The organism is Vreelandella sp. GE22 (assembly GCF_968212445.1).
The window spans coordinates 79,899-103,321 of the sequence record NZ_OZ309110.1; the positions used below are offsets into that span (position 1 = coordinate 79,899).

A 23,423-nucleotide genomic window follows, 5' to 3' on the forward strand; every position below is an offset into this window, starting at 1 on the left:
CTTCGCCATGAAATGCCTTGCGCTGAATAAAATTACCCGGTGGGATGGTTTGTGAAAACGATGGGGCCATAGCTCAGCTGGGAGAGCGCCTGCCTTGCACGCAGGAGGTCAGCGGTTCGATCCCGCTTGGCTCCACCATTATCTCCACTACCGTTTGTTTGTTTCGTGACCATTGATAAGTCGCACGTTGTACGTCGCCTTATCACTGTTCATTGAACAGTCGCTCTTTAACAATGTATATCATGCTGACAGTATCGAATGACGATATGAAGACAAGTGCCTTTAGGGTGGCTGTGTTTATAGCGTGATCTCGATACGCAATTGTTTTGTGATACGTTTCAAGCGTATCCGGCAATCGTTGTCATTGCGGGATCCAGACTCCTTCGGGTTATAGGGTCAAGCAATGAAGCGCACACGGTGGATGCCTAGGCAGTCAGAGGCGATGAAAGACGTTGTAGCCTGCGATAAGGTTCGGTGAGGTGGCAAACAACCTGCGACCCGGACATCTCTGAATGGGGAAACCCACTGACCACAAGGTCAGTATCGTATCCTGAATACATAGGGATACGAGGCGAACCGGGGGAACTGAAACATCTAAGTACCCCGAGGAAAAGAAATCAACCGAGATTCCCCCAGTAGCGGCGAGCGAACGGGGACCAGCCCTTAAGCATGTGAATGGCTAGACGAACGGATTGGGAAGTCCGGCCGTAGCGGGTGATAGCCCCGTAGTCGAAAGTCTGATCATGTGAAATCGAGTAGGTCGGGGCACGAGAAACCCTGATTGAAGACGGGGGGACCATCCTCCAAGGCTAAATACTCCTGACTGACCGATAGTGAACCAGTACCGTGAGGGAAAGGCGAAAAGAACCCCGGCGAGGGGAGTGAAATAGATCCTGAAACCGTGTGCGTACAAGCAGTAGGAGCCCACTTGTTGGGTGACTGCGTACCTTTTGTATAATGGGTCAGCGACTTATATTCAGTGGCGAGCTTAACCGATAGGGGAGGCGTAGCGAAAGCGAGTCTTAACTGGGCGACCAGTCGCTGGATATAGACCCGAAACCGGGCGATCTATCCATGAGCAGGGTGAAGGTTGAGTAACATCAACTGGAGGCCCGAACCAGGATCTGTTGAAAAAGATTTGGATGACTTGTGGATCGGAGTGAAAGGCTAATCAAGCCCGGAGATAGCTGGTTCTCCTCGAAAGCTATTTAGGTAGCGCCTCACGTATCACCACCGGGGGTAGAGCACTGTTTCGGCTAGGGGGCCATCCCGGCTTACCAACCCGAGGCAAACTCCGAATACCGGTGAGTGCAGCGTGGGAGACACACGGCGGGTGCTAACGTCCGTCGTGAAAAGGGCAACAACCCGGACCGTCAGCTAAGGTCCCCAAATCCTGGTTAAGTGGGAAACGATGTGGGAAGGCTCAGACAGCTAGGAGGTTGGCTTAGAAGCAGCCATCCTTTAAAGAAAGCGTAATAGCTCACTAGTCGAGTCGGCCTGCGCGGAAGATGTAACGGGGCTCAAACCAGGTACCGAAGCTACGGGTTCATCCTTAGGGATGAGCGGTAGAGGAGCGTCGTGTAAGCCGATGAAGGTGGATCGAGAGGTCTGCTGGAGGTATCACGAGTGCGAATGCTGACATGAGTAACGATAAGGGGAGTGAAAAACTCCCCCGCCGGAAGACCAAGGTTTTCTGTTCGATGCTAATCAGAGCAGAGTGAGTCGGCCCCTAAGGCGAGGCCGAAAGGCGTAGTCGATGGGAAACGGGTCAATATTCCCGTACCGGATGTCATTGCGATGGGGGGACGAAGAAGGCTAGGTGAGCCAGGCGTTGGTTGTCCTGGTGAAAGCGAGTAGGCCTGGGTCTCAGGTAAATCCGGGACCCTTTAAAGCCGAGACGCGAGACGAACGGATTACGATCCGGAAGTCACTGATGCCACGCTTCCAGGAAAAGCCTCTAAGCTTCAGATGACATGCGACCGTACCCCAAACCGACACAGGTGGTCAGGGTGAGAATCCCAAGGCGCTTGAGAGAACTCGGGTGAAGGAACTAGGCAAAATGGTGCCGTAACTTCGGGAGAAGGCACGCCGGATTAGGGTGAGAGGACTTGCTCCTTCAGCCCGAACCGGTCGAAGATACCAGGTGGCTGCAACTGTTTAGTAAAAACACAGCACTCTGCTAACGCGCAAGCGGACGTATAGGGTGTGACGCCTGCCCGGTGCCGGAAGGTTAAGTGATGGTGTTAGCCCTCTGGGCGAAGCTCTTGATCGAAGCCCCGGTAAACGGCGGCCGTAACTATAACGGTCCTAAGGTAGCGAAATTCCTTGTCGGGTAAGTTCCGACCTGCACGAATGGCGTAATGATGGCCACGCTGTCTCCACCCGAGACTCAGTGAAATTGAAATCGCCGTGAAGATGCGGTGTACCCGCGGCTAGACGGAAAGACCCCGTGAACCTTTACTATAGCTTCACACTGGATACTGATGTTGCCTGTGTAGGATAGCTGGGAGGCTTTGAACTCCGGACGCCAGTTCGGAGGGAGCCAACCTTGAAATACCAGCCTGGCATCATTGGTGTTCTCACTCGGGTCCGTTATCCGGATCGAGGACAGTGTGTGGTGGGTAGTTTGACTGGGGCGGTCTCCTCCCAAAGAGTAACGGAGGAGCACGAAGGTACCCTCAGCACGGTCGGACATCGTGCAATGAGTGCAAGAGCATAAGGGTGCTTGACTGCGAGACAGACACGTCGAGCAGGTGCGAAAGCAGGTTCTAGTGATCCGGTGGTTCTGTATGGAAGGGCCATCGCTCAACGGATAAAAGGTACTCCGGGGATAACAGGCTGATACCGCCCAAGAGTTCACATCGACGGCGGTGTTTGGCACCTCGATGTCGGCTCATCACATCCTGGGGCTGAAGTCGGTCCCAAGGGTATGGCTGTTCGCCATTTAAAGTGGTACGCGAGCTGGGTTTAGAACGTCGTGAGACAGTTCGGTCCCTATCTGCCGTGGGCGTTGGATGTTTGAGAAGGGCTGCTCCTAGTACGAGAGGACCGGAGTGGACGCACCTCTGGTGTTCCGGTTGTCACGCCAGTGGCATTGCCGGGTAGCTATGTGCGGACGGGATAACCGCTGAAAGCATCTAAGCGGGAAGCCCCCTTCAAGATGAGACATCCCCGAGGCCTTGAGCCTCCTGAAGGGCCCAGCGAGACCAGCTGGTTGATAGGCACGGTGTGGACGCGCTGCAAGGCGTTGAGCTAACGTGTACTAATGGCCCGTGAGGCTTGACCCTATAACACCCAAGGGGTCTGGTCCTGCAGTGACAACGACGCTCGACAGAGCACCGGATACGCAAAAAAGAAACGATCACAAGACAGTCAGCCGATATACATTAACCGTTACGCCTGACGACCATGGCTTGCGTGAACCACCCGATCCCTTGCCGAACTCGGAAGTGAAACCGCAACGCGCCGATGGTAGTGTGGGGTCTCCCCATGCGAGAGTAGGTTATCGTCAGGCACCTCTTCGAAAAAGCCCCGAGCACATCGTGTTCGGGGCTTTTTTATGTGCGCAGGAAATGTTCCCGTGCCGCCGCCACCCCGGCGGCGCGGTGCGCCGCGTCGCTGGCTGAAGCCTGCTCCTACAAAAGCAGGGGCGCAAGAACCTCGGTGCCACCGCGGCCCTGTAGGAGCCCGATTTCATCGGGCGATGGCGGCGCCGGCCGCCCGGGGTTGGATTTGCCACCGTGCCCGCCGCCCACCCCGGCGGCGCGGTGCGCCGCGTCGCTGGCTGAAGCCTGCTCCTACAAAAGCAGGGGGCACAAATGGCCTTGGTGCCACCGCGCCCCTGTAGAAGCCCGATTCATGGGTGGTCCGACACCTCGGCGATGGCGGCGGCAGCCGCCCGGGGTTGAAGCGGACACCGTGCCTGCCGTCCACCCCAGCGGCGCGGTGCGCCGCATCGCTGGCTAAGGCTTGCTCCTACCACTCACCATTCACCACTCACCACTCACCATTCGATCGGCTCGCCCGCCCAATCCCAAAAACTGCCGGTGTCCTCGGGAGTGCGCTGATCGATGACCTCTAAAAGGCGCTTGGCCACAAACGCCGGCGAGAACAGTTTGTCCTCCGGTACGCGCGCTTGAAATGGCTCGGACAGCGAGGTGTCGGTAGTCCCCGGGTGCAGGCAAAGTACGATAGCCTGTTTATTGAGCCGGGCAAGCTCGATAGAGGCGGTTTTCATTAACATGTTGTGGGCCGCTTTGCTGGCTCGGTAGGTGTACCAGCCGCCAAAACCGTTATCACCGATCGAGCCGACCCGAGCGGATAGGCTGGCAATAATGCTCGGGTGATGGCCTTTTAGCGAGGCGTTGAGAGCGGACAACAGTCGCATCGGCGTCGCCGCGTTTACATGCATCACATGGGCGAAGGCGTCGGCGTCGAACTGCTCGAGACGTTTTTCCGGCTGCACGTTGTGTTGGTCGTCGTGTAGCGTGCCGATGGCATTGAACAGCAGGTGAAGAGGGCGGCCATCGAGCGTCTCCACCAGGGCGTCGAGGCCTTCCTGGTTGGTGATATCGGCAGCGATGGAAATGATGCGAGCGTCTGTTAACGTCGTTTTGCGACGGCTAACGGCAATAATGGTGCCGACTTGGGTAGAGGCGAGTAGCGACTCGATGACGGCATGGCCAATACCGCCATTGGCGCCGGTGACGATCGCGGTAAACCCGTCGGGTAGGTAATCAAGCATTCAACGCTCCTTGTTTATAAAAACAAGCTTAGAACATACGTGTTCTTATTGAAGCGTTTTGCTATGAGATTCGGCTATTTAATAGCAGAGTTGGCGGGTCAAGCAGAAGTATTGAGACGGCTGGATTGCGCCTGATTGCGCCCGTTGGGCTGATAGAGCGTTTTTTCGGCGATCTGCTGAATGTAGCCCAGCATATCCTGATTGTGCTTCATGCGTACCGACAGCATTTCGCCGGTCAGCGCGTTCATGCGTGCGGCGCGCTCGCTCTTATTCAAAAAGCTTTCCCAGCTGGATTGACAGCCTGCATCGACGGCGGCTTTAAAGGCACCGCTGGCATCATCGTCGTAACCTAGCCGCAGCTGCGTCGAACGGCGCAGCGTTTCCATCCGCTCGAGCGAACTCAAGAGGGTCTGCTTGGTTTCGGCCAGCGAGGCCAGTACTTCACCGTCGATCGCACCCTGCATCAGTTGAGCCTGCTCTTGGGTAAGCAGCTCGACGAGTTCGTCAAGGCGCTGATGCTGATCCAACAGCAACCGGGAAAGGCTCATAACAGGTTACTCCCCTAGCTGGGCAATCAAGCTGTCTGCGATACGGTCGGCGCGAACTTCGAGGCTTCCGTCACGAATGGCCTCGCGAAGCTCTTCCACTTTGGCCATATCGATATCCTGCGAATCGTCCATATGCATCTGACTAAGACGCGTGGATTCGCGAGTGGTACTGCCTTCGGGCGATGACTGAGCGCCGCCGACCTTTTGAGTGTCATCACGCTGCTGTGGCTGATTGGTTCGTAACAGCGGATTCAAATTATCAATTTTCACGTTGTGGGCCTCATCGTCAACGTTAAAGCGTTCTAAACGCGATGGCTCTGTGCCGTTATACAGAGTATCGGCACCGATACAGAGGACTTTAGACGTTAACTTAAAAATCTACTGTTAAAACACCCTGGCCGGAAACGCGGGCGGTCACCAGCTCGCGAGTGTCAAAACGTACGCGAATCCGCGCACCCAAGGCACCGCTTTCGAGTGCTTCACCTTCCCGGGCAACACGAAAGCCCGAGCCTTCTGCTATGACCGTCACGCGCTGCCCGCGTTCCACCAGATCCGGCGCCTGGAGCGAATGCGCTTGAAATACATCGCCGCTGCGAATGGGGCGCTGCGCAACCAACCCTATAATAGCATCTTCATCGGTCAAGGCATTGTTTGCAAGCTCGCCCAGGTTGCCCTGGCGCTGTGTCACCATCGACGCCGTGACAAGCGTGCCCCGCGCGATGTCCTGGGCGGCAATCAAGTAGCTTCCCATCACATCCACCTGTGCCTGGATGTAGCGCACCTGGCGGCGGCCCTCGCCGCAGCGCACCCCCACCGACACGCGCCCTAAAGGCGTTTGGTTGGCGTTAGGAAAAAAAGGTTCCGGCGCAATGCAGGCAGGCAAATGGGCCGATGGCGGCGAAACATCGATCACTACCTCCTCGCCCAGGGACTGGGTTTGCTGGTAAAGGAAGTTTTGTACGGTCTCGATGAGCGGCTGATCATCGGCGTAGGCCGGCAGGGTGGTCATCAGCCCTAGTGTGATCACCGCCAATAGTTTGATTACCAGTGATAGGTCGCGTAGCGCCTGAAAAGGCGAATGGGGCATGGGAGTCATCGCTTGATAAAAGGAGGCCAAGCCAGCGAGCGCTAGCTGATAGGCAGAAGTTTAATGCAAACGTCGGCCCTACATCATGCGAAATACTGGGGTAAAAGGCATTTGTTCCATGCTTTAGTTTGAGTGCGCTTCCCTATTATGCACCCTCAGAAACGACCGAATTACCTTTGCCTCTCAGCAAACGAGGGACGGCATGATCGACCAACTCGAATCCGCATTCAATTTTCACCAGCGCGCCCTGGGCCTTCGCCAGTCGCGTCACGAAGTGCTGGCGGGCAACATCGCCAATGCCGATACGCCGAACTACAAGGCGCGCGATATCGACTTCGCCAGCGAGCTGAACAAGGCAGTGAAAGCCGGGCAGAGCGTTCAGCAAAACGGCGGCGTGGCGCTGGCCCGCACCTCGGAGCGTCATATCGAAGCCCAGGGCGCTACCTGGCGCGGGGCGGCCAGCACCGATCTGCTTTATCGGGTGCCCGACCAGCCAAGCCTGGACGGCAACACCGTGGATATGGACCGGGAGCGGTCGCAGTTTACCGATAACGCCCTTCGCTATCAGGCGGGGCTTACGATCATGAATCGCCGCATTCAAGGGCTGAAAAACGCGATGCAGCCGGAATAACCGATTCTCAGGAGAAGCGAATAAGCCATGTCGATGTTTTCAGCTTTTGATATTGCAGGCTCTGCCTTGAGCGCCCAGGCGCAGCGCATGAACGTGACCGCCAGCAATATGGCCAACGCCGATAGTATCGCCGGCCCCGACGGCGAGACCTACCGGGCGAAACAAGTGATGTTCGAAACCCAGGCGCAGAACAACCGCTATGGCGTAGGCGGCGTTCGGGTGACCGAGGTCGTGGAAGACGATTCGCCGCTGCGTCTTCAGTACATGCCCAGTCACCCGGCCGCCGACGAAGAAGGCTACGTTTCCAAACCCAACGTCGAGCCGGTGCACGAAATGGTCAACATGATTTCCGCCTCGCGCTCGTACCAGGCCAACGTGGAAGTCTTCAATACCACCAAACAGATGATGGTTCAGACACTCTCGCTCGGTGAGGGCTAAACATGAATATCGATTCAAGCATTATCAATAGCGTCAACGGCGGTGGCCGAGCGGCCAACCTGTCCGCCAGCCAGTCCCAGGAAATGCGCGACAGCTTCATGACGCTGCTGGTCACCCAGCTGCAAAACCAGGATCCGCTCAATCCGATGGAAAACGCGGAGATGACCTCGCAGCTGGCCCAAATCAACACCGTCAGCGGTATCGAAGAGCTGAACTCAACGCTCAAGGGCATTACCGCCCAGATGGATGCCAACCAGGCGCTACAAGCAAGTGGCCTGATTGGTAAGGGTGTCATGGTGCCTGGGCGGCAGGTTTTGTTAGAGCAGGCTAGCGATGGTAGCACCCATGCAACGCCCTTTGGTATCGAGCTGGACCGTCCGGCGTCGAATGTAAAAGCGACGATCGTTGGCGAAGGTGGCCAGGTTATTCGCCAATATGATCTGGGTGCGCTCAAGGCCGGTGTTCAATCATTTGATTGGAATGGTCTGAATGATCAAGGGGCCGCGGCAGCGAGTGGACGTTATACCGTGCAGTTAGAGGCGCTTGACTCACAAGGTGAGCCAATCGACTCCAGCACACTTAATTATGCGCTCGTCAATCGTGTTACACCGAACTCTGATAGTGGTGACGTTCGACTGGACCTTGGCGCCGTTTATGGTCAAGTAACACTTGGGCAAGTTAAACAGATTCTTTAATCAAATATTTTGAGGATTGACCATGTCATTCACGACAGCTGTCTCGGGTATCAACGCCCAATCAGAAAGGCTGAATTCTGCTGGTAACAACATCGCCAACTCACAAACCGTGGGCTACAAAAGCTCGAGCGTGCGTTTTGCCGATGTGTTCGCTAACTCTCAAGGAATAGGTGTCAGGGTATCTGATACACGCCAGAACTTTTCACAAGGTAGTATCGAAAGCACGAACCGTAATCTTGACTTGGCTATATCCGGAAACGGCTTTTACCGCCTGCAACAGTCATCCGGTGAAGTGGGCTTTTCAAGAAATGGTGAGTTTAGCCTGGCAGCTAATGGCGATATCGTTAATGCCCAGGGCGCCCGACTGATGGGCTACGGCCTGGACCCCTCGGTGACAGAGGATACGGCCGAGCAATCAGCGTTTCCTTTTTCTAACGTGCTGGCGGGAAGCGACCCGATTCCGCTCAATGTGTCTGCGAATGATATACCTGCGAGGGCTACTACGGGCGCCGATATTCTGCTTAACCTGGACGCTTCAACCGTTCAAGGGAGTGGCTTAAATACGGTCGAATTAGCCAATGGCACTGAACTCGATTACCACTTCTCGAATAATTTCACTGCTTATGACTCCTTGGGTAATGCGATAAACGTATCGACTTATTTTGAGAGGGGTGACGGAAACCAGTGGACTGCGACAGCGGTTACCGATGGTGTGCAACGAGATACTTTCACACTTAACTTTACGCCTAGTGGACGTTTGGCAACAGATGCTAACGGTATCGTAACCGGAGTAGGTGGGGGAGCAAGCACGACGATTACTTTCCCCGGTGGAACCGATGCCGAAGAGGTTGCTTTTGATTTGAGATTTGATGGAAGCACGCAGTTTGCCAGCACTTCATCACGCCGAGAATTTAGCCAGGATGGCTATACATCAGGTGCGTTGGTGGGTATCGAAGTGCTTGACGATGGTACCGTGATGCGTAACTTCTCTAATGAACAATCTCGCCCCGCAGGCCAGATTGCATTGGATTCTTTCCGAAATGAAGAAGGATTGCGGCCGTTAGGCAATAATCTATGGGCCGCTACTAATAGTTCGGGTGTCGCTAACACGGGAGCTCCGGGCTCCGGTCAGTATGGTCAAATTCAGGCAGGCGCTGTTGAAGCCTCTAACGTGGAACTCGCCCGTGAGCTGGTCGATATGATCGTTGCTCAACGCGCCTACCAGGCGAACTCCAATACCATCAGCACTCAGGACGAACTCCTGCAGACCATTATTAACCTTTAATAGCCGGTCACCTGTGTAAGGAGCAAGCACGTGGATAGAATGCTGTATACCGCCATGAGCGGAGCCAAGAACGCCATGGATCAGCAGTCGGTGGTGAGCCAGAACCTCTCCAACGTCTCCACGGCGGGGTTTCGTGCACAGTTGCAGGCGGCGCGCTCGGTGCCCGTCGAGGGCGCGGGTGCGCTGCACACGCGCGTCTCGGCAGTGACCACGACGCCGGGAACCGACTTTTCACAAGGGCCGATCGAGCGTACCGGACGCGGTCTGGATGTCGCCATGCAGGACAACGCCTGGATGGCGGTACAGGCCGACGACGGCAGCGAAACCTATACCCGCCGCGGTGATTTGCAAATCGATAGCGACGGCGTGTTGCTTAGCGTCGGTCGTCCGGTGATGGGCGATGGCGGGCCGATTGCGCTTCCGCAAGGTGCGCAAATTTCGATCGGCGCCGACGGCACCATTAGCGCTATCCCCCAAGGCGAAGGGCCAGAAGCGCTCGTGGATGTCGGTCGTATCAAGCTGGTAACGCCGGATGAGCTCGCGCTTACTCGTGGCGAAGATGGCTTGTTTCGCGCGCCGCTCAATGAAGAAGGCGAGCCCGGTGTGCTGGCAGCTAACGAAGATGCGCGTTTGGTGAGCGGAGCGCTCGAAGGCAGCAACGTCAGTGCAGTCGACGCCATGGTGTCGATGATCGACGTTGCGCGCCGCTATGACATGCAGATGCGCATGCTCAGCAACGCCGACGAGAACGCCCAGCGCGCCAACAGCATGCTATCACTTCAAGGCTGATCCCAGCCGCCTGGTTTAGAGGGAAGACACCATGATTAAGTCGTTGTGGACGGCAAAAACGGGGCTCGAGTCGCAGCAGACCAAGCTCGACGTGATCTCCAACAACCTGGCCAACGTGAGCACCAACGGTTTCAAACGCTCGCGCCCGGTCTTTGAAGATCTTCTGTATCAAAACATGCGCCAGCCAGGCGCCCAGAACAACATTCAGGATCGCCTGCCTTCGGGCATGCAGGTGGGTACCGGTGTCCGTGCCGTGGCCACCGAGCGGCTGCATACTCAGGGCGGTCTGGAGCAAACCGGCAACTCCCGGGATCTCGCAATCGACGGCGATGGCTTTTTCCAGGTGCTGCTGCCGGATGGCACGGTGGGCTATACCCGGGATGGTGGTTTTCAGCTCAATGAAAACGGCCAAATGGTGACCGCGAATGGTTACCCCCTCGAGCCCGCTATCTTCGTGCCACCCAATGCGCTGTCAGTCGCTATTGGCGAGGATGGTACGGTCAGCGTTCGCCAGCCCGGCATTGCCCAGGATGCGGATATCGGCCAGATCAACGTTGCCTCGTTCATCAACCCGGCCGGTCTTGAGAGCGTGGGCGGCAACCTCTACCTGGAGACAGGCGCATCCGGGGCGCCCAATCAGGATGTTCCGGGCAACAACGGTGCCGGGCGTCTGTTCCAGGGCTACGTGGAGACCTCCAACGTCAACGTGGTGGAAGAAATGGTCAACATGATCCAGACCCAGCGCGCCTATGAAATCAACAGCCGAGCGGTGTCTACCAGCGATGAGATGCTGGCCCGCCTGAGCCAGCTCTAATCCTGTATCAAGGAGCGCTTGATAGAGGCTTCCGAGGTCGCAAGATGCTTAAAAACACCGCTTTTCGCCGTTTAGCGCAGTTGGCTCTCATGCTATTGATTGTAACCGCCGCTGGGTGTGCACAGATCCCTCGTGCTTCGGTCGTCGGCGAGCAGGAGCAGATCGATATTGTGGACCGGCCGCCGGCGGTGGCCAACGGTTCGATCTACCAGTCGCGCCGTGGCTATCAGCCGCTGTTCGAGGATCGCCGCCCTCGGGCGATCGGCGATATCCTGACCATCGTGCTCAACGAGCAGGTCAGCGCGAGCCAGACCTCGCAGTCGAGCGCTAACCGCAGTGGCTCGGCTTCGCTCGATTTGGCTCAGATTCCCGATATCATCGACTTTCTGGAAGATTACGGTTTCGATGTCGCCAGTGACAATATTTTCTCTGGCAGCGGCGCTACCCAAGCGAACAACACCATGACCGGTACGATCACGGTTTCGGTACTGGAAGTGCTTAATAACGGCAACCTGCGGGTACGCGGGGAAAAGCAGATCGCGATCAACCAGGGGACCGAGTTCATCCGCTTCTCCGGGGTCGTCAACCCACAAACGGTGACCGCGGCCAACACGGTGCCTTCCAATCAGGTGGCCGATGCGCGCATCGAGTACGTGGGCGATGGCTATATCAACGAGGCGCAGCACATGGGATGGTTGCAGCGCTTCTTCCTTAACGTCTCGCCGTTCTAGGCGCTCGAGAAGAGAGTTGTGATGACTTCAAGGTTACACGTCAAGCGCTGGATTCAGGCGATGGCTCTGATAGCGCTATGTCTGGTCGCAAGCAACGCCTTTGCCGAACGCGTACGCGAGCTTGCCAATTTCGCCGGTGTGCGAGACAACCAGCTCGTCGGCTACGGCCTGGTCGTGGGTCTCGATAACACCGGTGACCAGACCACCCAGGCGCCGTTTACCAGCCAGAGTTTGACCAATATGCTCTCGCAGCTTGGCGTTAGCGTGCCGCCGGGCACCAATTTGCAGCTGCGTAACGTAGCCGCGGTCATGGTCACCGCCGATCTGCCGCCGTTTGCTCGCCCGGGCCAGCGTTTGGACATCGTCGTCTCGTCGATTGCCAACGCCCGTAGCCTGCGCGGCGGCACGCTGTTGATGACGCCCCTGAAAGGCGCCGACGGCGATACCTACGCGATTGCCCAGGGCAATATGCTGGTCGGCGGGGCGGGCGCCCAAGCGGGCGGCAGCAGCGTGCAGATCAACCAGCAGGCCGCCGGGCGCATCCCCAATGGCGCCCTGGTCGAGCGCGAAGTAGCGCTCAATCTGGGCGGCAATGGCGGGCTTTTGGAGCTCCAGCTCAATGATTCCGACTTTGGCACCGTGCAGCGCATGGTGACGGCGATCAACAACGAATTCGGCCAGTCGGTGGCCTACGCGCGTAATGGGCGCGTCATTGCCCTGGATGGCCCCATGGACGCCAACCTGCGGGTAAATTTCATGGCCCGGGTGGAGAACGTCGAGCTCACACCCATGGACGCCCCGGCGCGGGTGGTGCTTAACTCGCGTACCGGCTCGCTGGTCATGAACAGCGCCGTCACGCTGCGCCAGGCGGCGGTTGCCCACGGTAATCTCTCCATCATGATCGATTCGCAGTTCGGTGTTAGCCAGCCAGCGCCTTTTGGCCAGGGTGAAACCGTGGTGGTACCCAATGCGGATATCGATATCGAGCAGCAAGAGGCCTATCTGCAGATCGTCGAAGGCGCTCAGCTCAACGACGTGGTCAACGCCTTGAACGCGCTGGGCGCCACGCCCCAGGACTTGATGTCGATTCTGGAGGCGCTAAAAGCCTCCGGGTCGCTGCGCGCCGAGCTCGAGGTGATCTGATGAGTGTCAACAGCATGGCCAACCAGCTCGCCTTCGATATGAACGGCTTTCAGCGCATGCAGCACAACGCCCGGGTCGACCCGGAAGAGGGCGCCTACGGCGCTGCCCAGCAGTTCGAAGCGCTGTTCGTGCAGATGATGATGAAAAGCATGCGCGAAGCGATTCCCTCCTCCGGATTGATGAGCAGCAGTACGACCGACACCTATCAGCAAATGCTCGATCAACAGTGGTCCCAGGTCATTGCCGATAAAGGTATGGGCCTGGCCGACGTACTGTACGAGCAGCTCCAGCGCCAGGGCGCTATCAAGGGCACTGCTCAAGGCGACGATGAGACTCAGGCGCTGATTGCCGGTATCCCGCGGGGTACGCCGCGCGTGCTGGATGACCCGCTACAGCCCCCAGGTCCGGGCGGCCAAGCGAGCGGGCGCTTCTTGAGCGAACTCGAAGCGGTCCGCCAGGGCCAGGTTGCGCCGCAAGCGAGCGCCGAGTCGCTTGGTAACGCGCCCGCCGCCGCGGCTAACGCGCCCATGACGGCACCGGTGATCAACCCCAACGCGCCGGATCACGTGAAGCGGTTCATGGCCACGCTTTCCGAGCCTGCCCAGGCCGCCAGCCGGGCCAGTGGCGTTCCCGCCGAGCTGATTCTGGCTCAGGCCGCGCTTGAGACCGGCTGGGGCCGACACGAAATCGCGACCCACGAAGGGCGCAACAGCCATAACCTGTTCGGCATCAAGGCAGGTAGCCATTGGAAGGGCAATACCACCGATATCACGACCCACGAATATCTCAACGGTCAGCGCACCCAGATGGTGGACACGTTTAGAGTCTATGACTCCTTCGAGCACGCCTTTACCGACTATGCCAACTTGATCGGTAAAAACCCGCGTTACGCTGGTGTCGTCGAGGCGCAAAATGCCGAGCAGGCTGCCCGTGAGCTACAGCGTGGCGGCTACGCCACCGACCCGCGCTACGCCGATAAGCTCGTCGCCATCATGAACACCATGGGGCCGCTGCCCACCGGGCCGGCGTTTTTGGCCGACGCACGTTAACGTCATTCAAGTTGTGCACCGCGCTGCCGATAAATGAGTATCAGCTTGAGGATTTGAACCATGAGCATGTTTTCAACGGGCTTAAGTGGCCTGAATACAGCGCAGAGAGCGCTCGGCGCGACCAGTAACAATATCAGCAACCTGTTTACGCCCGGCTATAATCGCGAGTTGCCCAAGCTCAGTGAAGGCAACGTGGGCGGCGGCGTGCGCGTGGACGCCATCGAGCGCCAGTTCAACACGTACGTGGCTAACCAGCTCAATAACGCCAAGACCCAGTCCAGCGCGCTTGAGACCTATGCGGGGCAAATATCGCAGATCGACAACCTGCTGGCCGACCGCGAAGCGGGCCTTTCGCCGCTGATACAGGATTTTTTCTCTTCCCTTGAAGATCTGGCCAGTGCGCCGTCAGACCCCGCTTCTCGTCAAGGCGTGATGGGGACGGCGGATACGTTGAGCGCCCAGTTCCGCTCCTTCGATGGCTATTTGCAGGATATGCAGGACAACATCAATAGCCAAATAAAGGATGAAGTTACCCAGATCAACAACACCGTCGAGCAAATTGCCAGCTTCAATAGGGAGATTTCCCTGGCGCGGGCGCGCTCCGGTGAGGCTCCCAATAGTTTGCTCAACCAGCGTGACCAACTAATATCCGAGCTCAATGAGCGTATGGATCTGCGCCTGGATGTTCAAGACGGTAAAACCTATAACGTTAGCCTGCCCAATGGACAGCCGTTGGTGACCGGTACATCGAGCTTTAGGCTCGAAGCCGTTCAGGCCGACAATGATCCAGAACGTACGGTAGTGGGCTACCGTGACGGCGCGGGTAGCACCATTCAACTAAGTGAATCCTCTATCAAGGGGGGCTCGCTTGGTGGGCTGATGAGTTTCCGCGGCGAAACCCTGGACAAAACCCAAAATCAGATTGGTCAGTTGGCCGTATCGCTCTCGGTAGCATTCAATGAGCAGCACAAGGAGGGCGTAGATCTAAAGGGTGAACAGGGAGGCGACTTTTTCTCCCTACGCGAACCACAGGCCTATGCGAACCTGAAAAACAAGGGTGATGCTGAGGTGGCGTCGATAACGTTCGACGTTAGCAATATCGATCAGCTTAGGGCAACGGACTATACCGTGCGTTTCGACGATGGCCAGCCAAGCGTTACGCGTAAGGGTAGCGGCAGTGCCGTAGAGTTCGATCAGGCGGCCTGGGATGCGGGACAAGGGCTAAAGTTTGGTGGTCTCAGCATAGAGTTCGATGGCGCTCCACGAACGGGTGATCGCTTCGAAATCCAGCCCGTACGCCGGGCGGGGGCGGGCATGGAAACAGCGTTTGATGACCCGAGCAAAATTGCGGCAGGCACCGAAGGCTCCGCTGGCGATAACCGCAATGCGCTGGCGCTGCAGGATCTGCAAAGTAACAGAAGTGTTGTAGGTGGTAGCGCCTCTCTCAGTGGCGCCTACGGTGCGATGGTCTCCGATGTGGGTAATCGCACCAACATTACCCAGGTGAACCTGGACGCCCGCCAGGGGCTGACCGACCAGCTGCGCGCGGTGCAGCAGTCCGAGTCCGGCGTCAACCTCAATGAAGAGGCGGCCAACTTGATTCGCTACCAGCAGTTCTACGCGGCTAACGCACGAGTGATCGATACCGCTGGCACCCTGTTGGATACCATTCTGAATCTGCGGAGCTAGGGGAGATACCTACTATGCGTATAAGCACCGTTACCATGTACGAACAAAGCTCGGCATCCATCAACCGCCAGCAAAGCGATTTTTTGAAGGTGAGCCAGCAGCTTGCCAGCGGCCGCCGGGTGGTCAACCCCTCCGACGACCCGCAGGCCGCCTCACGTTCGGTCGGCGTTGCCCAGTCCATGGCGATGACCGAGCAGTTCACGGACTCGCGCGTATCGGCGCGCAACTCGCTGTCGCAAACCGAGAGTATCCTCAATAGCGTCAGCGATTCGATCACCAGCGCCAAAGGGCTGATGATTCAAGCTTCCAACGATACGTTGAGCGCTACCGACCGCGAGTCGATTGCAAGCGAGCTGCGTGGCGTCTACGAAACCTTGATCGGTCAGGCCAACTCGGCCGACGGCAACGGCCGCTATCTTTTCGGTGGCTACGCAGACGATAAGCCCCCTTTCGAGAAAAATGAAAGTGGCGGCGTATCCTACGTCGGCGGCACTGAAAACCGTGAACAGCGCATCGACTCCTCTCGGCGTATGCAGGTCACCATGACCGGCGACGAGATTTTCAAACAGGCAACTAACAGCGCAAAGGAGACGGGAGCCGCCCCTGATCTTTTTCGCACGATCGAAGATGCGCTGAGCGTACTCGAGAGCCCGACGACACCTGGCGAGGAGTTGCACAGCACGCTCAAGGCCTCGATGAATGAGCTCGATAATGCGCTGGATAATGTATTAACGAAGCGCGCCTCGGCCGGCGCTCGGCTAAACGAGCTGGACGTGGTCGACTCGGTTGCCAGTAACCGCATGTTGAACTACACGCAAACGATGTCTGATTTGGTTGATCTGGATATGGTCGAGGCGATTTCCGAGTACAGCATGCGTCAGGTCGGTATGCAGGCCGCCCAGCGTACCTTCGTGGATATGAGCAGCATGTCGCTATTCGACTACCTGTAAGCCGTAAACCGCTTTTTTGATGCAGGTTTTTAGCCGCCCTTTGGGGCGGCTTTTTTACAGGCCCGCCATGGTCTCGATCAGGCTCTGCATGAAGTTGATGCCCTGGCTAAATAGCGGCTGCAAAAAGCGCCCGATATCGGTCATTAGCACCATCAATAGCACCAACCCCACCGTCAGCGAGGTAGGAAAGCCGATATTGAAGACGGTGAGCTGAGGAGCCGAGCGGTTGAGGATGCCCAGCGACAGGCTGATGATGAGCAGAGACGCCACCAAAGGCAGCGCCAGCAGCATACCCGAGGCGAAAATCGTCCCGGCGTAGCGGGCCAGCAGCTCAAAAGCGTTGGGATTTAGGCCACCCAGCCCGACGGGCAGGGTTTGAAAGCTCATGATCAGGGTTTCCAGCACCATGAGATGGGCGTTCAGCGCTAGAAACATGAGCAGCGTGATCATATAGAGAATGCGCGAAAGCACCATGATGTTGGTGCCGCTGGACGGGTCGAAAAAGCTGGCGAACGCCAGACCCATCTGCAAACCGATGAACTCTCCCGAGGCCTGTACCACGGCAAAGATGATGTGCATCACCAGCCCCATGGCCAGGCCCACCAGAAGCTGTTCGATCATGATCCCAAGGCTTGCCCAGGAAAAGATCGCTACCTCGGGCATGGGCGGAAGCACGGGGGCGATCACGATGGAGACCAGTGCGGCCAGGCCTACCTTGACCTGATTGGGAATACTCGAGTGCCCCCAGAGCGGGGCGATGGCCATAAAGCCGGTAATCCGCACGAAGGGCCAAAAAAAAGCCACAAGCCAGGCTTGAAGCTGGGTAAAGGTGATGTCGACCACCCTACATCACCATATTGGGAATATTGGTAAATAGCCGGTGGGTGTAGTCGGTAATCAGGCCAATCAGCCAGGGGCCCGCCAGTACCAGTACGGTAAAGACCGCCAGAATTTTGGGGATGAACGTCAAGGTCATCTCGTTGATCTGGGTGGCGGCCTGAAAAAGGCTGATGATGAGGCCAGTAAACAGCGCCGCCAGCAGTACCGGTGCGCCCATGAACAGGGTAAGACGCATTCCCTGGTAGGCCATGCTCATTACGATTTCGGGGGTCATGATCGCTCCTCTCGCTCGGGGGTCACCGAGGCGCTATAGCATGTAAAAGCTTTGCGCCAGTGAGCCAATCAACAGCTGCCAGCCGTCCACCAGCACGAACAACATCAGTTTGAACGGCAGCGAAATCGTCACCGGCGGTACCATCATCATACCTAGTGCCATCAGCGTGCTGGCCACGACCAGATCGATGATCAAAAACGGGATGAAAATCGTAAAGCCGATTTGAAAGGCGGTTTTCAACTCGCTGGTGACAAAGGCAGGCAGCAGTACCCGTATGGGCAGATCCTCGGGACCCTGCATGGGGCCGACATCTGCCAAACGCGCGAACAGCGCCAAGTCCGGTTCCCGGGTCTGCGCCAACATGAATTCGCGAAAGGGCACCTGAGCGCGCACCAAAAACTCTTCGAAATTGATCGTCTCGTTGCTGAGCGGCTGCCAGGCCGTATCGTACACCTCGGAGATCACCGGCGACATGATGAAAAAGGTCAAAAATAACGCGATACCCAAGAGCACCTGGTTGGGCGGCGTAGACTGAGTGCCCATCGCCGTTCGCAACAAACTCAAAACGATAATGATGCGCGTAAAGCTGGTCATCATTAACAGCATGGCGGGTAAAAACGCCAGCGAGCTCAAGAGTAGCAGCGTTTGTAACGACAGTGACCACTGCTGGCCGCCATTCTCCAGCGGCTGTGAGATCAGCCCGGGCGGGAGCTGCTGGGCCTCGGCGGGCGAGACCATACTGGGGAGCAGCAAAATCAACAGTAAAAACGGCAGCGCGCCGAACAGTGCATAAGCGAGCCGCTCGCGAAGAGGGTACCGATAACGGGGCATGACGTCTCTCATGGCGATGGAGGGGGGCTTGACTCGGAGGAGGCGGGATCAGAACGGCGGCCCGAAATCGCCTTCGCCAGACGCTGGGAGAACCCGGCGGACACCTCCGTTTCGGGCACCTGGCGGTCGGTGGGGGCAGGGCGCTCGTGCAACTTGGTGATTTGCCCACCGCCAACGCCCACGACCAGCCAGGTATCCTCCACCTCGACCACCACGATGCGCTCGCGTCCGCCCACCGCTGTCGTGCCGACCACGCGCAGCCGCGCACCGCTATCGAAACGCTTTTGCTGTATACGCTTCAAAAGTGCCGTACACAGCAAAATGATGACCACCACCAGCGCCAACGCTGCGGCGGTTTTACCCAGCGCTGCCATACCGACCAGCGCATCCGAGCCCAGCGCATCGACCGAGCCTGGCTGGCTTGTGGAAGTCGCGACGCTCATCGGTTGAGTTTGTGAATACGCTCGGAGGGGGTAATGATTTCGGTGATGCGGATACCGTACTTATCCTCCACCACCACGACCTCCCCCTGGGCGATTAGATAGCCATTGATCAGAATATCCATCGGCTCGCCGGCCAACCCCTCGAGCTCGATGACCGAGCCCTGGGCAAGCTCCAAAAGCTGCTTGATGGTCAGTTTGGTCCGGCCGAGCTCAACGGTGAGCTTGACCGGAATATCCATGATCATTTCCAGGTCCCGGGAGACACTGGTGGCGCCTTCGCCGCTTAGCGGGCGGAAAATGTCTTCGCTTGCCGCCCTGGCGGCGGGCTGCGGCTCGGCTTCCGGGGCTTGTTCAACGCTTTCTTGCTCGGCGGACTCCTGTTCGGCCATGGCGGCCGCCCAAGGGTCTTCTTCGCCGGCGGCGTCCGACTCGGGGACTTGCTCAGACATGGCGTTCGCCCAATCATCGTCGGAAACAGGTTGATCGGGTTTGTTAGGATCAGTCATGCGTTTGTTCCTTGGATTGGCGTCGCGGGCTTTTAATGAAGTCCAGGGACGCGGCGTTATTCATGGCACCGTGGTCGGTCACGCTGAGCACGCGCAGAGCGCGGTGCTGCTGCTGGCTTCCGTACTCGCACTCCATGACAGGCACACCATCGACGCTGGCGGTAATGGTGCTGGGAATGTCCATGGGCAGTACATCGCCTTTTTTCAGCCCCATTACCTGGGCGATGCGGCTTGGGATCCGGGCAAACTCGGCAATCAGCTCGATTTCTGTCTGGCGCAGCTCGCTGGCCATGCGCCGTGACCAGGTGCCGTCGTGGTCGTGGTTGCTGTCGTTGATCGGGTTGGCAAGAAGATCCCGCAGCGGTTCGATCATGGCGTAGGGCATACAGATCTGAAAACTGCTGGAGAGGTTGCCTACTTCGATATTGAACTTGGTATTCACCACGATCTCGTTAGGCGAGTTGGTGATGTTGGCGAACTTGGCCTGTACCTCGGAGCGTAGGAAGTTGACCTCCAGCGGGTGGACGACCTTCCAGGCCTCCTGGTAGGCGTCGATGGCCAGATTGAGCAGGCGCTGAATAATGCGCTGCTCGGTATTAGTGAATTCGCGGCCGTCGGATTTGGTCACGAAGCGGCCGTCACCACCAAACAGGTTATCCACCACCATGAACACCAGGTTAGGCGGAAAGACGACCAGCGCCGAGCCGCGTAGCGGTTTCATGGAGACGATATTGAGGTTGGTGGGCACCGGTACGTTGCGCGAAAAATCGCTAAAACTTTGATAGCGAACCGATTCCACCGTGATATCGGCGCTTCTACGAATCAGGTTGAACAGCCCGTTTCTAAAGTAGCGGGCAAAACGTTCGTTGATGAAATCCAGCGCGTGCAGACGCTCCCGGATGACCCGGTGCTGGGTCGCCGGGTCGTAAGGACGAATGCGCTGATCATCTTTTGAAGGAGAGGAGGAGGTGCTTGCTGGCTCCTCATCTCCACTGACGCCTTTCAACAAGGCATCGATTTCTTCCTGGGACAGTAGATCGTCCTGTGACATGAACGGCTCCCGCGCCCGAGGTTATTGCACGATAAAATCGGTAAACAGCACTTCCTGCAGATCAAGCGGCGGCTGGTTTTCCGTTAGTGGAACGGTGAGCCGGCTGATAATCGCTTGGGCAAGCGCCTCCTTACCTTCGATAGACGTTAATTCACTGGCCTGCTTGCCGGACAACAAAATCAGCAAGCGGCTGCGTACCTGGGGCATATGCTCTTCGATGATGGCTTTGCTCTGCTCACCGCCGACGCGCAGCGTAATGCCGGTATACAGCAGGCGTGAACCGTAGTTGTCGTCCGCCAGGTTCACCGTAAAGGGCTCGATGCTTGTGAAAACCGGCGGTTCGGGTTCGGCGGCCACTTGGGTCTGGCCCGCCTCATCGTCGCTTGAGCCGCCCAGCACCATGTAAACGGCAGCCGCGGCACCGAGTGCCGACAGGACGACCAGTACGATCATTATATAAAGCAGTTTCTTGGATCCACCGCTTGCTTCTGCCATTGACTGTTCCCATGATCCTTGCGTATGACGAATGCCATGCATTATGCCTAATGAGCCAGCCGCTTAGTAAATGAACAGACTCTCCAGGAGAGCCTATCTTTTGGCTTAGCTTTTTAAGGCGTTGAGATGGTGACTGGCCCGCGGGGCCCGCCATCACGCGTAGAGGTCGACTCGCCCATCCAGCGTCAGGCGCACCGGTGTGGCCAGGCCGGCGTCGATGCCATCCAGCCCACCCTCGGCGGCGTCGCTGCCGCCTCGAGCAGAAGCGCCATTCGCCTGGGCAAAGGCCTGCTCGTTAGGCTGGCCGTGTTCACCGACCGAGGTCTCGCCCAGCGAGATTCCCTGTTCGGCCAGCGCTTCGCGCAGTTGAGGGATCGCCTGTTCGACGACCTGACGGACCTGGGCATGCGCCGAGAAAAACTGTGCCTGGGTGCCGTGTTCGCTCACTTTCAGCGAGATCGAAAGCGGCCCCAGTTCTGCCGGGTGTAGCTCGAGCTTGACGTGCTGTTCGCCGCCGCGCTGGGTCAGCTGAATCAGCTGTTGGCCAAGCTTTTCAGGAAACGCGGCACTTGTGACCGGTGCGTTGATGGCCGTGCTGGCACTGCCAGGCGTTGCGACCGGTGCGCCGCCAGGGGCCGCTCCCAGGCCTGCCTGCTCGGCGCCCGTCGAAGTGGCCGGTGCCGAAGCGTTTTGTAACAGGCTCGCCGTGGCTGCTGGCATCGCATCGCTGCGGGCTACCAGCGGGGCCGGGGTAAGGCCGCCATCGGGTGCGGTGGACAGGGTCGTGGCAGCGGTATAGAGCGAAGCTCCCTGAGCGCTCCAGGTCGGCCGCGTTTCACCCGAGGCGGAGGTTGCCCACCTGGCGGTCGGGTCGGCCTCGGCGCGCAAAGCGTTAGCGGCGTTCAACACCTGGCTTGCCGCCTCACTCAGTGCAAAGGTCGCCGGTGTTGCGCTATTGAGCTGCGCCGTATCGGCTACGCTTGGCTCAGCGGCTTGCGCTGGCGTTTCGGCAAACGCCGCCATCAGCGCCAGGCGCGCCTGCACTTCGTCCAACGGGGCATCGGCCCACTCCTGCTTTTCCACACCGTCAGCCGGCCCGGACAGGGGCGCTGTATCGGTGAAGGTAAGCGGTGCCATCATCGGGTTTTCGTCAGCAGACGCGGAAGCATTGAGTCTGGCGAACATATTTTCCAGGGTCTCGAGACGCTGATCGCTGGGTACATCGCCCGCCAAGGCTTGGCCGGTGGCGTTAAAAAGCGCGCTCAAGGAGGCGTCATCGAGCGTGCCGGCCTCGATACCCAGTGCCGTCAGGGCTTCGCGAAAGGTGTCGAGCGCCGCCGCGTCCTGCGGCTGAGACTGGCCGGCTGAAGGCGTGGCTGCGAGCGTATCAAGCGCCTGACGTAGCGCCGTTTCATCGAGTGCCTCTGCGTCCACGCCCAGCGCGCTCAGCGCATCACGAAAGACGTCGAGTGCCACCGCATCCTGGGGCTGAGACTGGCCGGCTAAAGGCGCAGCTGCGCGGGTCTCCAGCGCCTGGCGTAGCGCGGTTTCATCGAGTGCATCCCCGTCCACGCCTAGCGCGCTCATCGCATCGCGCAAGTCCGCGAGCATGCCCTGTGGCAACGTTTTCTGCTGACCGGACAGCGTGCTGATAGCGGTTTCATCCAGCGTATCGGGTTCGACGCCCAACGCGGCCAGCGCGGCGCGAAAGTGCTCCTGGGCTGGCGCTTGCGACTGACCGCTGGTGCGAGACGTATCCGCGCGGGTATCGAATGCTTGGCGCAGCGCCGTTTGAAAGCCTTCGGAAGCACCGGACGACGGCTTTGTGGTGGTGAGCGCACCGCGCAGACCCTGGCTTGAGAGGCCCGAGCTAGAGAGGTCTTGGCTGGTGTGTAGCAGTAGCGACATAGTCATGGTGTTGAAATCCTCGCGCGCATTACTGCGAACTGTCCGGTGAACGGCGGGCGGTCTGGGACGTTACGAACTCGTCGTTGGCTTTCTGGTCGGCCCGCTCCTGGCGGCGGTGCTCTTCGAGAAGCCGCCGCGATGCCAGGGTGTCGTAGGAGGAGAGCTTACGCTGCTCCTGCTGCCAGTGCTGCTGACTTTGTTGAACGCGCTTTTGCTGGGCGGTAAGCGCTTGACGGGCGCGGCTGAGCGCGGCGTCGAGCGAGGCCAAAAACTGCTGATAGTTGAACATGGTCGCCGGGTCGATACCGTCGCGCATGGCCATTTGCAGGCGCTCGGCGTACTCGGCGCGGTAGCGGCTGAGCGACTCGAGCTGCGCCTGGGTTTGGTGCTGGCTCTGGCGCTCTTCGGCCAATAGCTTACCCGCTTGGTCGCGAGCGTCCCGGGCCAGATTGGTTAAAATGTCGAGCTGTGAATGCTGCATA

Annotated in this window: 24 protein-coding genes, 1 tRNA gene and 2 rRNA genes; 14 read left to right on the plus strand and 13 right to left on the minus strand. The window is 58.2% G+C overall.

The genetic code is table 11. The annotated features are described in order from the left end of the window. The first annotated feature begins 62 nt into the window (after positions 1–62). The 3 genes from ACWHRL_RS00350 (at position 63) to rrf (ending at position 3,514) form a co-directional block, all read left to right on the plus strand. A tRNA-Ala gene (locus ACWHRL_RS00350) sits at positions 63–138 on the plus strand. A 256-nt stretch (positions 139–394) separates the two neighbouring features. Beyond that, a 23S ribosomal RNA gene (locus ACWHRL_RS00355) occupies positions 395–3,287 on the plus strand. A 111-nt stretch (positions 3,288–3,398) separates the two neighbouring features. Further along, positions 3,399–3,514 (plus strand): 5S ribosomal RNA (gene rrf, locus ACWHRL_RS00360). A 489-nt stretch (positions 3,515–4,003) separates the two neighbouring features. On the opposite strand, the gene ACWHRL_RS00365 is transcribed toward rrf, so the two are convergent. The 4 genes from ACWHRL_RS00365 to flgA all read right to left on the minus strand — a co-directional run bounded on the left by ACWHRL_RS00365 (position 4,004) and on the right by flgA (position 6,379). Beyond that, positions 4,004–4,744, minus strand: a complete 741-nt coding sequence (locus ACWHRL_RS00365) for an SDR family NAD(P)-dependent oxidoreductase (protein WP_447894821.1) — start codon at positions 4,742–4,744, stop codon at positions 4,004–4,006. Positions 4,745–4,842: 98 nt separating this feature from the next. Next, entirely contained in the window at positions 4,843–5,292 is a 450-nt protein-coding gene (locus tag ACWHRL_RS00370) for a flagella synthesis protein FlgN (protein ID WP_447894822.1), read from the minus strand. A 6-nt stretch (positions 5,293–5,298) separates the two neighbouring features. Then, positions 5,299–5,562 (minus strand): flagellar biosynthesis anti-sigma factor FlgM, encoded by a 264-nt coding sequence (gene flgM / locus ACWHRL_RS00375; protein ID WP_447527327.1) that lies wholly within the window; start codon positions 5,560–5,562, stop codon positions 5,299–5,301. Positions 5,563–5,662: 100 nt separating this feature from the next. Then, positions 5,663–6,379, minus strand: coding sequence for a flagellar basal body P-ring formation chaperone FlgA (flgA, locus tag ACWHRL_RS00380; protein WP_447894823.1), 717 nt, complete (start codon positions 6,377–6,379; stop codon positions 5,663–5,665). Positions 6,380–6,581: 202 nt separating this feature from the next. Between flgA and flgB the strand changes: the two genes are divergently transcribed. The 11 genes from flgB to flgL all read left to right on the plus strand — a co-directional run bounded on the left by flgB (position 6,582) and on the right by flgL (position 16,593). Next, positions 6,582–7,010, plus strand: coding sequence for a flagellar basal body rod protein FlgB (flgB, locus tag ACWHRL_RS00385; RefSeq protein WP_447894824.1), 429 nt, complete (start codon positions 6,582–6,584; stop codon positions 7,008–7,010). Positions 7,011–7,037: 27 nt separating this feature from the next. Further along, on the plus strand, positions 7,038–7,448 hold the full coding sequence (gene flgC, locus ACWHRL_RS00390) for a flagellar basal body rod protein FlgC (RefSeq protein ID WP_447527330.1): 411 nt from the start codon (positions 7,038–7,040) through the stop codon (positions 7,446–7,448). 2 nt (positions 7,449–7,450) lie between these two features. After that, the gene (locus tag ACWHRL_RS00395) at positions 7,451–8,143 is read left to right on the plus strand and encodes a flagellar hook assembly protein FlgD (protein WP_447894825.1); all 693 of its coding nucleotides are present in this window, start codon (positions 7,451–7,453) and stop codon (positions 8,141–8,143) included. A gap of 22 nt (positions 8,144–8,165) precedes the next feature. Continuing rightward, positions 8,166–9,428 carry a flagellar hook protein FlgE gene (gene flgE, locus ACWHRL_RS00400; protein ID WP_447894826.1) on the plus strand — a complete coding sequence of 421 codons (1,263 nt, stop codon included), beginning with the start codon at positions 8,166–8,168 and terminating at the stop codon, positions 9,426–9,428. 30 nt (positions 9,429–9,458) lie between these two features. Then, the gene (locus ACWHRL_RS00405) at positions 9,459–10,217 is read left to right on the plus strand and encodes a flagellar basal body rod protein FlgF (protein ID WP_447894827.1); all 759 of its coding nucleotides are present in this window, start codon (positions 9,459–9,461) and stop codon (positions 10,215–10,217) included. A 31-nt stretch (positions 10,218–10,248) separates the two neighbouring features. Further along, positions 10,249–11,031 carry a flagellar basal-body rod protein FlgG gene (flgG, locus tag ACWHRL_RS00410; RefSeq protein WP_447527334.1) on the plus strand — a complete coding sequence of 261 codons (783 nt, stop codon included), beginning with the start codon at positions 10,249–10,251 and terminating at the stop codon, positions 11,029–11,031. A gap of 89 nt (positions 11,032–11,120) precedes the next feature. After that, a complete protein-coding gene (locus ACWHRL_RS00415) occupies positions 11,121–11,762 on the plus strand; it encodes a flagellar basal body L-ring protein FlgH (protein WP_447894828.1) in 642 nt (213 codons plus the stop codon). Positions 11,763–11,822: 60 nt separating this feature from the next. Then, positions 11,823–12,905 carry a flagellar basal body P-ring protein FlgI gene (locus ACWHRL_RS00420; RefSeq protein ID WP_447530482.1) on the plus strand — a complete coding sequence of 361 codons (1,083 nt, stop codon included), beginning with the start codon at positions 11,823–11,825 and terminating at the stop codon, positions 12,903–12,905. Beyond that, positions 12,905–13,954: a flagellar assembly peptidoglycan hydrolase FlgJ gene (gene flgJ / locus ACWHRL_RS00425; protein WP_447894829.1), complete on the plus strand. Its 1,050-nt coding sequence runs from the start codon at positions 12,905–12,907 to the stop codon at positions 13,952–13,954. Before ACWHRL_RS00420 ends, flgJ begins: the two co-directional genes overlap by 1 nt. 60 nt (positions 13,955–14,014) lie before the next feature. Further along, positions 14,015–15,643, plus strand: coding sequence for a flagellar hook-associated protein FlgK (gene flgK, locus ACWHRL_RS00430; protein WP_447894830.1), 1,629 nt, complete (start codon positions 14,015–14,017; stop codon positions 15,641–15,643). A 14-nt stretch (positions 15,644–15,657) separates the two neighbouring features. Further along, positions 15,658–16,593 carry a flagellar hook-associated protein FlgL gene (flgL, locus tag ACWHRL_RS00435; RefSeq protein ID WP_447894831.1) on the plus strand — a complete coding sequence of 312 codons (936 nt, stop codon included), beginning with the start codon at positions 15,658–15,660 and terminating at the stop codon, positions 16,591–16,593. A 54-nt stretch (positions 16,594–16,647) separates the two neighbouring features. Here flgL and fliR read toward each other — a convergent pair whose 3' ends face one another. From fliR to fliJ, 9 genes are all read right to left on the minus strand, one after another. Then, the gene (gene fliR / locus ACWHRL_RS00440; RefSeq protein ID WP_447527339.1) at positions 16,648–17,436 is read right to left on the minus strand and encodes a flagellar biosynthetic protein FliR; all 789 of its coding nucleotides are present in this window, start codon (positions 17,434–17,436) and stop codon (positions 16,648–16,650) included. 1 nt (position 17,437) lies between these two features. Next, positions 17,438–17,707, minus strand: a complete 270-nt coding sequence (fliQ, locus tag ACWHRL_RS00445) for a flagellar biosynthesis protein FliQ (RefSeq protein WP_447527340.1) — start codon at positions 17,705–17,707, stop codon at positions 17,438–17,440. A gap of 33 nt (positions 17,708–17,740) precedes the next feature. Beyond that, positions 17,741–18,445 carry a flagellar type III secretion system pore protein FliP gene (gene fliP, locus ACWHRL_RS00450; RefSeq protein WP_447896137.1) on the minus strand — a complete coding sequence of 235 codons (705 nt, stop codon included), beginning with the start codon at positions 18,443–18,445 and terminating at the stop codon, positions 17,741–17,743. Positions 18,446–18,546: 101 nt separating this feature from the next. Further along, positions 18,547–18,981 (minus strand): flagellar biosynthetic protein FliO, encoded by a 435-nt coding sequence (gene fliO, locus ACWHRL_RS00455; protein ID WP_447527342.1) that lies wholly within the window; start codon positions 18,979–18,981, stop codon positions 18,547–18,549. After that, the gene (gene fliN / locus ACWHRL_RS00460; protein ID WP_447894832.1) at positions 18,978–19,487 is read right to left on the minus strand and encodes a flagellar motor switch protein FliN; all 510 of its coding nucleotides are present in this window, start codon (positions 19,485–19,487) and stop codon (positions 18,978–18,980) included. Before fliN ends, fliO begins: the two co-directional genes overlap by 4 nt. Beyond that, entirely contained in the window at positions 19,480–20,538 is a 1,059-nt protein-coding gene (gene fliM / locus ACWHRL_RS00465) for a flagellar motor switch protein FliM (RefSeq protein WP_447527344.1), read from the minus strand. The genes fliN and fliM overlap by 8 nt, the downstream gene beginning before the upstream one ends. A gap of 21 nt (positions 20,539–20,559) precedes the next feature. After that, positions 20,560–21,033, minus strand: coding sequence for a flagellar basal body-associated protein FliL (gene fliL, locus ACWHRL_RS00470; RefSeq protein WP_447894833.1), 474 nt, complete (start codon positions 21,031–21,033; stop codon positions 20,560–20,562). 153 nt (positions 21,034–21,186) lie between these two features. Beyond that, positions 21,187–22,947, minus strand: a complete 1,761-nt coding sequence (locus ACWHRL_RS00475) for a flagellar hook-length control protein FliK (protein ID WP_447894834.1) — start codon at positions 22,945–22,947, stop codon at positions 21,187–21,189. 22 nt (positions 22,948–22,969) lie between these two features. Next, positions 22,970–23,422 (minus strand): flagellar export protein FliJ, encoded by a 453-nt coding sequence (gene fliJ, locus ACWHRL_RS00480; protein ID WP_447527347.1) that lies wholly within the window; start codon positions 23,420–23,422, stop codon positions 22,970–22,972. Position 23,423 lies beyond the last annotated feature (1 nt).